Origin of the sequence: Rhodococcus sp. CX, from assembly GCF_015865005.1 — a bacterium.
In the GTDB taxonomy this organism is placed as follows: domain Bacteria; phylum Actinomycetota; class Actinomycetes; order Mycobacteriales; family Mycobacteriaceae; genus Rhodococcus.
This window is the reverse complement of the sequence record NZ_JADZGH010000146.1, coordinates 1-11,493: the sequence shown is the minus strand read 5'-3', so window position 1 is coordinate 11,493 and position 11,493 is coordinate 1. Positions and strand designations below refer to the sequence as shown.

The following is an 11,493-nucleotide window of genomic DNA, read 5'->3' as shown; positions in this document are numbered from 1 at the left end:
CGCGCAGGTAGTCGAAGCCGAACTCGTTGTTCGTGCCGTACGTGATGTCCGCGGCGTAGGCCGCACGGCGCTGCGCGGGGGTGAGCCCCGACAGAATCACGTCGGTGCTCAGGCCGAGGGAGCGGTGCACGCGGCCCATCCACTCGGAGTCGCGCTTGGCGAGGTAGTCGTTCACGGTCACGACGTGCACACCGTCGCCGGACAGGGCGTTGAGGTAGGCCGGCAGCACACAGGTGAGGGTCTTGCCCTCACCGGTCTTCATCTCGGCGATGTTGCCGAAGTGCAGCGCCGCGCCACCCATGATCTGCACCGTGTAGTGCTTCTGTCCGAGAACTCGCCAGGAGGCCTCACGGGCCACGGCGAACGCCTCCGGCAGCAGGTCGTCGAGGGTTTCCCCGTCCGCGTACCGCTTGCGGAACTCGTCCGTCTTGGCGCGCAGTTCCGCGTCGGTGAGCGCCTCGAACTCCGGCGACAGGGATTCGACGTGCTCGGCGATGTGCTTCAGTCGCTTGACCATGCGACCTTCACCGATCCGGAGCAGCTTCGTCAGCGACAGCACTGGGTGTTCGTCCTCAATCTCGGGTTCGTGCACGGACAAGAAAATCCGGCCGAGGGCCTCGTCGGTCCCCGGCCGGATTCCATGGTAGGCGTTCGGCCGGAGCGGTCGCAATCGCAACCGCTCCGACCGGGCATTCAGACCAGGCTGATCAGGCCGTAGTCGAACGCGTGCCGACGGTAGACGACCGACGGCCTGTCCGTTTCCTTGTCGTGGAACAGGTAGAAGTCGTGGCCGACCAGTTCCATCTCGTACAGGGCGTCGTCGACGGTCATCGGCTCGGCCTTGTGCTCCTTCGTCCGGACGATCCGGCCGGGACCGGACTTGTCTTCCGCTTCGAATTCCTGCGCCAGATCCCGCGAGATGCCGAGCGAATCGTCCTGAGCGAGCGCCGCAGTGGCGGCGGCAACGGAAACGGGAGTCTTGTCACCGTAGGAGACCTTGCGACGCTCCTTGGTACGCCGCAGACGGGATTCGAGTTTGTCGGTAACCGACTCGAAGGCCGCGTAGAAGCTGTCGGCGGACGCCTCGGCACGGACGACCGGGCCCTTGCCCCGGGCGGTGATCTCGACGCGCTGACAACTCTTCATCTGACGGCGGTTGCGCTCGTGCTGCAGTTCGACATCGAACAGGAAAATGGTCGGATCGAATCGCTCCAATCGGGCGAGTTTCTCGGACACGTAGATCCGGAAGTGGTCCGGAACCTCGACGTTGCGTCCCTTGACGACGATGTCAGCCTTGGGGCCGGCGGCTTCGCCATCGAGACCTGCAGCGGAAACCTTGGACTTCGAAGGGGTCGTCACTCGTACCTCCCGAGTACGGCCGGTGCAGCCCGCGCACCGGCATGTTCGATGAGCGCATCAGCGCTCCGCCCGGAACCGGCGGATCGAACGTTTCCACCCGTCTACCAGTGTTTTCCGGGTCTGAGGGCGACGGTAGTACGTAACCTCCGCGAGTGCCACCGTTCCGCTGAATTTCACTCGCGCACACTTACGCGGCAGCAATCACAAGCACTCCCCGTGGACAGAAGCCGGCTGCCGTGAGCACTCGCACGGACTCCGCCGCGGTCGTGCCGGTGGTCGTCACGTCGTCCACGACGAGCACCGGGAACCCGCGCGGCACGCCGCTTCCCCGGCGCAGCCGCACCCGTCCGGCGAGGTTCCGGTGCCGCTGCGCGGCGGACAGTCCCACGGAGTCCCGGACCCCCCGAGCGGTCTCGAGGATCGGCATCACACGCAACGCGCGATCGTGCGCCGCAGCGGCGCGCACGGCCCGCGTGACCGGGTCGCCGCCCCGGGCTCGCGCCGCCCGCGCCCGGGTCGGCGCGGGCACCACGCCCAACGGCCCGGCCGGAAGCTCACCCCACCGGCGCAGCCGCACGATCGCCGCCCCCAGTGCCACCCCCAGCGGCTCCGCGAGGTCGCGACGACCCTGCTCCTTCGCGGCGATCACCGCGCGCCGGTGGGCACCCCGGTACGACCCGAGCGCCCAGACGGGAACACCCGGATCGACACGCGGCCGTACGGTCGCGGGCGCATCGGCGAGGTCGCGGGCGCAGTGACGGCACCATCGGACGCCGGGCCGGCCGCAGCCGCCGCAATCCACCGGCAGCACGAGATCCAGCAAGACGTGCAACATGCGGCGCACTGTGCCCTATGGCACCGACAGGCGCAGTGCCCTATGGCACCGACAGACGCAGTGCCCTACGGCACCGACAGGCGCTCAGCCGGGCAGCACCGGAATCGCGGTCAGTCCCGCCAGGCCCGGAACCTCACGCCAGTAGCGGTCGCCGGCGGGATCACTGTTGTTGAGCTGGAACACCGCGCGTGAATCGGCCACGAACTCGGTGGTCGTCGACGCCTCGACGGCACCCACCGGCGGGGTCAGATTGCGGCTGGGCAGCGCGTCCATCCGGGAACCGTCCACGGCGACCTGGACGACGGGGATGTCGGACGCCGCCCGCGCCACGACCACCGTGTCCGAGGTACTCCAGTCGAGCGAGAGAGCGGGACTACCGAGCCCGATGGCGATCTCGCGCGGAGAGGTCAGCGCGAACTCGCCGTTCGGGTACTGCACCACGATCGCCGTGTACACCCGGCCGTCGACGATGAGCGCCGCGCGGACACCGTCCCTCGACAGACGCAACTCGGTGATCCGGTCGCCCAACTCCAGGATGGCGCCCGCCTCGACCGGAACCACCGTCACCCGTCCGGTACCGGGTTCCCGGATCGCCCGCACGACGGAGGTGCCACCCACGACCGCCCACACGGAGTTGTCGTCGACCGACCACGACGGTCTGCTGATCGAGCTGCCTTCCGCCGCATGCACCGCTGCCCCGTCCCCGTACCCGCCGATCATCAGCTCGGCGGCGGGTTCCGGCTCTGGCCGTCCGGTTCCGAGGACACCGGCCACGAGCTGTCCGTCGTGCGAGATCGCGACGGACTGCAGGCCGGTGGTGCTGCCGAAGAAGCCGGGCACGGGCGTGACACCCGTCTCGGCGACGGCGACCAGCCCACCGCCACGCACCGCATGCAGGCCGATGGTCGCGCTCGAGGTGGCGAGCGGATTCGTCGACGCCACGTCCGCGGTGGTCCAGCCGTTCGGGAACCGTTCGTCGAGCGGTTGCCCGTCCGCGAGCAACACGTACGGACCGGAGATCTCGGCGTTCGCCAGCGTCCAGATCACCTGGGCCGCGAGAAGCTCCCGGTCCTGCTTGGCCAGCCCGGTCGCGCCCTGGAAGTCCACCCGGATGCCGCCGAGTCCGACACCGACCTGCGCGGTGCGACCGTCCGCCTTGGTGATGGGACCGATGACGTCGACGTCGTGGAGGAGGTTGCGCACGGCCGGCTCCAGCGACGGCTTCGGGCCCTCCACCAGCAGCTCGATGAGCTGGGAGGCGGTCTGTTCCTGGGTGCCGGCGATCCAGCGGGGATCGGGCACGACCGTCTGCCCGGAGGGGTCGACGAAGAACAGCGAGCGTCGCTGGTAGGTGTTGAGGAACTGCGGCCGGTCCATCACGACGCCGGGCGGCAGATCGTCGATCCGCCATTCGCCGTCGGACCGCACGAGGGTGACCTTCTCCTCGAAGGGACCCTGGTCCGCGCGGTAGACGCCGCCCTCCTCGAGGAAGCCGACGCGGGTCGCCCGGATCACGTAGGTGGCACGGTCGCCGCTGCGCGATTCCGGCAGCACGTCGACCTTCTCGACGATCGTGGCGCTGGCCGCGTCGTCCCAGCGACTCGTCATCTCGGGGGTGAGGTACTGGCGCGCCGCCTGGTGCCTGTTGGTGGGGTCCGTGCTCGCGAGGAGGAAGTCGCGCAGCAGCAGATCCGGCTCGCGCCCGGGCGCGGGCGCGGCGACCTCCGTGGTCGCGGGGGGACGGGCGATGGTGCCGATCGCCTGCGGGGACGACGAATCCGGCAGGCTCGCACAGCCGGAGACCCCGAGCAGGAGCGCCAGCAGCAGAACCGGCCCGGCGACGCGCCGCGACAGCGAACTGCTCACGGGGTCGCTCCCTCGGGCGGGACGGATTCCACGACCGTCGGCGCTGCGCCCTCGGCGGCGGGGGGCGTCTTGCCCTGCACCGCGTGCCCGTTCGTCGGCACGAGCGGCAGTGGACTGCGTCCCACCTTGCGTCCGAGCTCGCGCGGCAGCGTCAGCCGGAAGCACGCACCCTTCCCGGGCTCGCCCCAGGCCTCGAGCTTGCCCTTGTGCAGGTTCGCGTCCTCCACGCTGATCGCCAGTCCCAGACCTGTGCCGCCGGACCGTCGCACCCGGGACGGGTCGGAGCGCCAGAACCGGTTGAACACGAGCTTCTCCTCCCCCGGCCGCAGGCCGATGCCCTGGTCGCGGACGACGAACGCCGCCGCGGCGTCGTCGGCGCGCAGCCGCAGCAGGATCGGCTTGCCCTCACCGTGATCGATCGCGTTGGCGAGCAGGTTCCGCAGGATGCGTTCGACGCGCCGGGGATCGACCTCGGCCATGACCGGCTCGTTCGGCAGATCCACGATGAGTTCGGTTCCTGTCTCGCGGGCCAGGTGCCGGACCGTGGACACCGCTGCCCGCGCGCACATCCGCAGATCGAGTTGCTCGGCGGCGAGTTCGGCGACACCGGCGTCGTGCCGGCTGATCTCGAGCAGGTCGCCGAGCAGGCTCTCGAACCGGTCGAGTTCGGCGACCAGCAGTTCGGAGGCGCGTTTCAGCGACGGATCGAGTTCGTCGCTGCCGTCGTGGATCAGGTCCGCCGCCATCCGCACGGTCGTCAGCGGGGTCCGTAGTTCGTGGCTGACGTCCGAGGTGAACCGCTTCTGCAGGTTGCCGTACTCCTCGAGCTGGGTGATCTGTCGCGACAGGCTCTCGGCCATCTCGTTGAACGACATCGCCAGCCGGGCCATGTCGTCCTCGCCGCGCACCGGCATGCGTTCCTTGAGGCGGCCGTCGGCGAAGCGCACCGCGATCCGCGACGCGGATCGGATGGGCAGCACCACCTGACGGGCGACGATCATCGAGATGGCGGCGAGCAGCACCAGCAGGACCAGCGCACCGACGAGCAGGGTGCCGCGCACGAGCGCGAGGGTGCTCTCCTCTCCCGCCAGCGGGAACACCAGGTACAGCTCGAGCGTGCCGATGTTCGACGACGTCGGGCTGCCGACGATCAGCGCCGGGCCGGAGTAGCCGTCGGGGTCGTCGACGGTCGCGAACTGGTAGGCGATCTGGCCGTTCTGCACGAAGGCGCGCAGGTTCTGCGGGATCTGATCGGCGGGGCCGCTCGACGTCGGTGCGCGCGGCCCGTCGCCGGGAACGATGAGCACCGGATCGAAGGTACCCGCGACACCGGTGTCCTGACCGGCGTCGCTGCCACGGTTCGTGAGCGTGGCCCGGGCGCTGTCGAGCCGGACACTCAGCGATCCGGTGTCGTCGGCGCCGGCCAGCTGGCCTTCGACGAGCGCCCGGGATCGCTCCATCTCCTCGGTGGCCGCGTTGATCTTCACTTCGAGCAGACGATCGGTGATCTGGCTGGTCAGCACCACGCCGAGCACCAGCATCACCACCAGCGACAGTGTCAGGGTGGACACCACGACCCGCAGCTGGAGCGACCGGCGCCACGTGTGGGTGAGCCAGCTGCTCAGCGAACGGGACCACCTCAGCAGCGGCAGAGTCCTACGAGTGATCCGCCGCCGCAGTCGGTAAGCACGGATCACGGCGGTCCGGCCTTGTAGCCGACGCCGCGCACCGTCAGCACGACCTCGGGATTCTCGGGATCCTTCTCGACCTTCGCGCGGAGCCGCTGCACGTGCACGTTGACGAGGCGCGTGTCCGCGGCGTGGCGGTAACCCCAGACCTGTTCGAGCAGCACCTCACGAGTGAACACCTGCCGCGGTTTGCGGGCCAGTGCCACCAGCAGGTCGAACTCGAGCGGGGTGAGAGAGATGAGTTCCTCGCCGCGGCTGACCTTGTGCGCCGGGACGTCGATGGTGATCTCACCGATCGACAGCATCTCGGCGGGTTCCTGCTCGGTCCGACGCAACCGTGCCCGCACGCGGGCGACGAGTTCCTTCGGCTTGAACGGCTTGACGATGTAGTCGTCGGCGCCCGATTCGAGCCCGAGCACAACATCGACCGTGTCCGACTTGGCCGTGAGCATGACGATCGGCACACCCGAATCGGCCCGCAGCACGCGGCACACGTCGATGCCGTTCATGCCGGGCAGCATCAGGTCGAGCAGAACGAGGTCGGGCCGGATCTCGCGCACGGCACCGAGTGCCTGTGTGCCGTCCCCGACCACAAAAGGTTCGAAACCTTCGCCCCGCAGGACGATCGTGAGCATCTCGGCCAGCGCGGTGTCGTCGTCGACGACGAGAATCCTCGGCTTCATACCGTCTATCGTGTCACTCCTTCACCGTGCTGAAGCTGATTTGAGATCTGCGCGGCGAGTTGTACCGGATCGGTGTCGGGTCCGGCGACCATCCACGGCGACATCCAGTTCTGTTGCACCAACTGGTCGTACACCTCACCGGTACGGATCTGGAGGTCCCCGTCGCGTTCGTACGCGTCCCGGTCGCGGGTCGCGTCGGCGGTGGCGCGGTCCCGCGCCCGCTGTGCCGCGAGCTCGACGGGAACCTTCAGCAACAACTGCAGATCGGGCACCGGCAATCCGAACCGGTCGAACTCGATCTCGCGCACCCACTCGGCCGCCGGTCCCGAAGCTCCCTCGTGCCTGCGGGCCGCGGTGTACGCGACGTTCGACGCCACGTAACGATCCAGCAGCACGATGTCGTTGTCGGCCAGGAGTTTCCGCAACTCGTCGGCCGCGTCGCGACGGTCGAGCGCCCACAGCAGGGCCATCGCCTCGACGCTCGACGCCGTGTCCCCGTGACGGCCCCGCAGGGCCTCGGCGCCGAGATCGGCGTGCACGGACTGCCCGTAGCGCGGAAATGCGAGCGTGGCGACGCGGGCACCCGCGGCCCGCCAGGACTCGACGAGACCGGCGGACAGTGTCCGCTTACCGGCCCCGTCGAGTCCCTCGACGACGATGAGAACGCCCATGCTGCTTCGGTTCCCGACCCCGATCAGTAGCGGTAGTGCTCGGGCTTGTACGGGCCCTCGACGTCGACACCGATGTACTCGGCCTGCTCCTTCGTCAGCTTGGTGAGCTTGCCACCGAGCGCCTCGACGTGGATCCGCGCGACCTTCTCGTCGAGGTGCTTGGGCAGGCGGTACACCTCGTTGTCGTATTCGTCCGGCTTGGTCCACAACTCGATCTGGGCGATGACCTGGTTCGCGAACGAGTTGCTCATCACGAACGACGGGTGCCCGGTCGCGTTGCCGAGGTTGAGCAGGCGACCCTCGGACAGCACGATGATCGAATGGCCGTCGGGGAAGACGAATTCGTCGACCTGCGGCTTGATGCTGATCCGCGTGACGTCGGCGGCACGCTCGAGGCCCGCCATGTCGATCTCGTTGTCGAAGTGACCGATGTTGCCCAGGATCGCCTGGTGCTTCATCTGCTTCATGTGATCGAACGTGATGATGTCCTTGTTGCCGGTCGAGGTGATCACGATGTCGGCCTTGCCGACGAAGTCCTCGACGGTGACGACGTCGAAGCCGTCCATCATCGCCTGCAGCGCGTTGATCGGGTCGATCTCGGTGACCGACACGCGCGCGCCCTGGCCGCGGAGGGCCTCCGCGCAACCCTTGCCGACGTCACCGTAGCCGCAGACCAGCGCGGTCTTGCCGCCGATGAGGACGTCGGTGCCGCGGTTGATGCCGTCGAGCAGGGAGTGGCGGGTGCCGTACTTGTTGTCGAACTTGCTCTTGGTGACCGAGTCGTTGACGTTGATCGCCGGGAACACGAGCTCACCGGCGGCGGCAAGCTGGTAGAGGCGCAGCACGCCGGTGGTGGTCTCCTCGGTGACACCGCGCACCGACTGGGCGACCGTGGTCCACTTCTTCGAATCCGCAGCCAGCGACTCGCGCAGGAGCTGCAGGAAGACCTGGTACTCGGTGGAGTCGTGCTCCTCGTCGGTCGGCGGCACGACGCCGGCCTTCTCGAACTGGGCGCCCTTGAGAACGAGCATCGTGGCGTCGCCGCCGTCGTCGAGGATCATGTTCGCGGGCTCGCCGGGCCACGTGAGCATCTGCTCGGCCGCCCACCAGTACTCCTCGAGCGTCTCACCCTTCCACGCGAACACCGAGACGCCCTTGGGCTCCTCGACCGTGCCGTGCGGGCCGACGACGACCGCGGCCGCCGCGTGGTCCTGGGTGGAGAAGATGTTGCAGGACGCCCAGCGCACCTCGGCGCCGAGCGCGACGAGGGTCTCGATGAGCACGGCGGTCTGCACGGTCATGTGCAGCGAACCCGAAATGCGCGCGCCCTTCAGCGGCAGCACCTCGGCGTACTCGCGGCGCAGCGCCATCAGGCCGGGCATCTCGTGCTCGGCCAGCCGGATCTCCTTGCGCCCGAATTCGGCGAGGGACAGGTCGGCGACCCTGAAGTCGATGCCGTTCAGCCGGTCGGCCACGAGCTTGTTGTCGGACACGTGTGAGCGCCTCTCCTGTTGACAGTCGTTTTGTCGAACAGGCTATACAACCACGCCGCGGAGTGCCGCTGCCGTACCCGCCGGTATCCGTGCGGGGACGGTCACTGTCCGCCGGTGACGCGGTCCAGGAACGGACCGACCAGATACGCCATGTCCGCGGCGACGTCCCGGTCGGACTCCGGCGGCATCGCGATGTAGCTCATGGCGATGCGCACGATCGCCCGCGCCAGGATCGTCGCGTCGGTCTCCGAGGCCTGCACCCAGCTGCGCCGGAACGTCTCGACGAGCCGGCCCGACGCCCGGTCGATCAGCGGTGCCGATTCGGTGGTGATCAGTCGCAGCAGGTCCGGTTTGGCGTCCCCACGCAGCAGCGATTGCACGAGCGGATCGGAACCGCTGTCCGCGAAGAACGCGGCGAAACCGACCGCCAATGCCCGCCGGGCGTCGCCGACGTTCGAGTAGACCGCATCGTCGACGGCGTCGACGAACTGGTCGGCCAGTCGCAGCGCGTACGCCTGGGCCAGCCCCTGACGGGACGCGAACTCGTTGTAGAGCGTCTGGCGGCTCACCCCGGCGCGGCGCGCGACGTCGGTCATCGTGATCGAGGACCAGTCCCGCACGGTCAGCAGGTCCCTCATCGCATCGAGCACGGAGTTGCGCAACAGCATCCGGCTGGCCTCGTGGAACTGCACACGCCGCCTTCCATCGCGGGGCGCGACATCGGAGTCGTCTGCGGACGCTGGCTCGTGCACGATCGACATGCGCCGACGTTGCCACGCTGCGACACGCCGCGTCAACGCCGTGGGTGGCGTGCAGCGTGTGGCAGAGACCACAACCGGCCGCCGTGGTGACGGCTACAGGGCGGATCGGTCGCCGAGACAGGCCCGGAACACCTGAGTCCCGGCGGTCAGCGCCTCGACGGTCAGTTCGGGATCGGCCGCCGAGATCCACACCGAGTGGCCGGGTGTCAGGTCGAGGCCGGCACCGCCGCAGTCCAGGTGCGCCGCGCCGGCGGTGCACAACAGGATCTGCGGGCCGCACGGCGCGAGCGACACCTTCGTGTGCGGCTCGGGTTCCAGACGCGACAGCGCGAACTCCGGCGCCGGGGTGCGGTAGCAGACCTCGGCCTCGCCCACGGGGACGGCTTCGAGGATCGGCACGTCCGGGGACCGGAAGTCCAGAACCCTGAGCAACTCCGGCACGTCCACGTGCTTGGGGGTCAGTCCCCCGCGCAGCACGTTGTCGGAGTTCGCCATGATCTCGACCCCCATGCCGCTCAGATAGGCGTGCAGGTTGCCGGCGTCGAGGTACAGCCCCTGTCCCGGTTCGAGGGTGATGCGGTTGAGCAGCAGCGACGCGAGCACACCGGCGTCGCCGGGATAGAACTCGGCCAGCTGGAGGGCCGTCCGCACCTCCTCCGCGAACACCCGCGGGCGCCCGTTGGTCGCCAGGTAGGTCACGCAGCCGTCGAGCACGCGCGGCAACAGCGACGTCAGTACCGGCTGGGGCAACGTGATCCACGTGGTGAACAGGGCACGCAGCCCACCCGAGTCGGGCTGACCGGCCAGCAGGCCCACGTACGGATCGAGTTCCGGCACGCCGAGCGCCTCGAGCAGCTCCACGGTGCGTGCCGCATCCCGGAATCCGGCGAGCGCCTCGAAGCGCGTGAGCGCGACCACGAGCTCCGGTTTGTGATTCGGATCCCGGTAGTTGCGGATCGGGGAATCGAGGGGCACCCCCAGCTCCTGCTCGCGGGCGTAGCCCTGCGCGGCCTGCTCCGCGCTCGGATGCGCCTGCAGCGACAGCGGCTCCTCCGCCGCGAGCAGCTTGAGCAGGAACGGCAGGCGGGCGCCGAACCGGTCGACGGTCCCGGATCCGAGCTGCCCGTGCGGGTCGGACTCGACGACGTCGAGCAGCGACACCGGGGCCTCCCCGTCCTCCGAGAGCACCTTGGCCGGATCTGCCGGATGCGCGCCGAGCCACAGCTCCGCTTCCGGGTGATCGGACGGCACCGGGCGCCCGCACAACTCTGCGATCGCGGTGCGCGAGCCCCAGGCATAGGAACGCAGCGCACCTTCGAGTCGGCGCACTACCGGCCTCCGGCCAAACGCAGGTACGCGGCGGCCATCTCGATCCGGGCCGCGAGCACCAAGGCTTGTTCCAACACGGGCGGCACTGCCCGCGACTCCGTTTCCCCCACTACAGACACCAATTCCATATCCGGTAATGCAGCTGCGCGACGCTGCGCAGCCCGTCGATCGTCGTCCGTGCTGAGCACGAATACCCGCACGGGAGCCTCCGGAATCGGCCCGTCGAGCTGCTCGTCGTGGAAGAACGGGTCGTACGGTTCACCGGTCCCGGTGGTCGTGGCCACCAAGCGATCCCGCGCGGCGAGCGTATCCGGCAGCGACGCGGCCGCGGCGATCATCCCGGCCCCGAGCAGCAGCATCTCCGCGCCGTGGCGGGCGAGGGAGGTGGTCGCGGGGGAATCCCCGGCCAGCGCGACCCGACGCGAATGCATGCGCACCGCGAGCGACTTCGCCGGATTGTGGAACACCTCGTTGGACGGATGGTTGCGGGCTGCCTCGTTGTCCACCGCATCGGCGAGTTCGGCGAGGTCCGGCACGTGCGAGCGCACCTTGGTCGCGGCCATCGCCGTCAGCACCGCGCAGAACACCGCGACGTGGCGAGCCAGCGCGTAGGCGGACGGCAGGTGGATGCGTGGCGGCAGAAGCAGGGCCCGCCCGGCGACCGCGGCCCGGATCGGGCCCTCGTCGGGTGCGCCCACGACCACTTCGGCGCGGCGCTGCAGCCCGGCGGCCACGGATTCGACGAGCGTCGGGTCGCCCGCGTCGTCACCGGCGACCACCACCACATCGAGCGGTCCCACCCAGGTCG

Annotated in this window: 10 protein-coding genes and 1 pseudogene; all 11 read right to left on the bottom strand. The window is 69.2% G+C overall.

The genetic code is table 11. From position 1 onward, the window contains the following. Positions 1 to 517: pseudogene (locus I0Q12_RS15500) on the bottom strand (preprotein translocase subunit SecA); the annotation flags it as partial. A gap of 176 nt (positions 518 to 693) precedes the next feature. After that, on the bottom strand, positions 694 to 1,359 hold the full coding sequence (gene hpf, locus I0Q12_RS15495; protein ID WP_197252756.1) for a ribosome hibernation-promoting factor, HPF/YfiA family: 666 nt from the start codon (positions 1,357 to 1,359) through the stop codon (positions 694 to 696). 187 nt (positions 1,360 to 1,546) lie between these two features. Then, positions 1,547 to 2,194: a ComF family protein gene (locus tag I0Q12_RS15490; RefSeq protein WP_197252755.1), complete on the bottom strand. Its 648-nt coding sequence runs from the start codon at positions 2,192 to 2,194 to the stop codon at positions 1,547 to 1,549. Positions 2,195 to 2,278: 84 nt separating this feature from the next. Further along, complete coding sequence (lpqB, locus tag I0Q12_RS15485) at positions 2,279 to 4,048, bottom strand: MtrAB system accessory lipoprotein LpqB (RefSeq protein WP_231610746.1); 1,770 nt, start codon at positions 4,046 to 4,048, stop codon at positions 2,279 to 2,281. Positions 4,049 to 4,056: 8 nt separating this feature from the next. Then, positions 4,057 to 5,757, bottom strand: a complete 1,701-nt coding sequence (mtrB, locus tag I0Q12_RS15480) for an MtrAB system histidine kinase MtrB (protein ID WP_197252754.1) — start codon at positions 5,755 to 5,757, stop codon at positions 4,057 to 4,059. Continuing rightward, complete coding sequence (gene mtrA / locus I0Q12_RS15475; protein WP_197252797.1) at positions 5,754 to 6,440, bottom strand: MtrAB system response regulator MtrA; 687 nt, start codon at positions 6,438 to 6,440, stop codon at positions 5,754 to 5,756. The genes mtrB and mtrA overlap by 4 nt, the downstream gene beginning before the upstream one ends. Continuing rightward, positions 6,437 to 7,102, bottom strand: a complete 666-nt coding sequence (locus tag I0Q12_RS15470) for a dTMP kinase (protein WP_197252753.1) — start codon at positions 7,100 to 7,102, stop codon at positions 6,437 to 6,439. Before I0Q12_RS15470 ends, mtrA begins: the two co-directional genes overlap by 4 nt. 23 nt (positions 7,103 to 7,125) lie before the next feature. Beyond that, positions 7,126 to 8,595 carry an adenosylhomocysteinase gene (gene ahcY, locus I0Q12_RS15465; protein ID WP_197252752.1) on the bottom strand — a complete coding sequence of 490 codons (1,470 nt, stop codon included), beginning with the start codon at positions 8,593 to 8,595 and terminating at the stop codon, positions 7,126 to 7,128. A gap of 101 nt (positions 8,596 to 8,696) precedes the next feature. Next, a complete protein-coding gene (locus tag I0Q12_RS15460) occupies positions 8,697 to 9,356 on the bottom strand; it encodes a TetR/AcrR family transcriptional regulator (RefSeq protein WP_197252751.1) in 660 nt (219 codons plus the stop codon). 93 nt (positions 9,357 to 9,449) lie between these two features. Further along, positions 9,450 to 10,685 (bottom strand): mannose-6-phosphate isomerase, class I, encoded by a 1,236-nt coding sequence (gene manA, locus I0Q12_RS15455; protein WP_197252750.1) that lies wholly within the window; start codon positions 10,683 to 10,685, stop codon positions 9,450 to 9,452. After that, positions 10,685 to 11,493 (bottom strand): tobH protein (locus tag I0Q12_RS15450; RefSeq protein ID WP_197252749.1); only part of this gene is annotated, 809 nt, incomplete at its 5' end. The genes I0Q12_RS15450 and manA, both read right to left, overlap by 1 nt.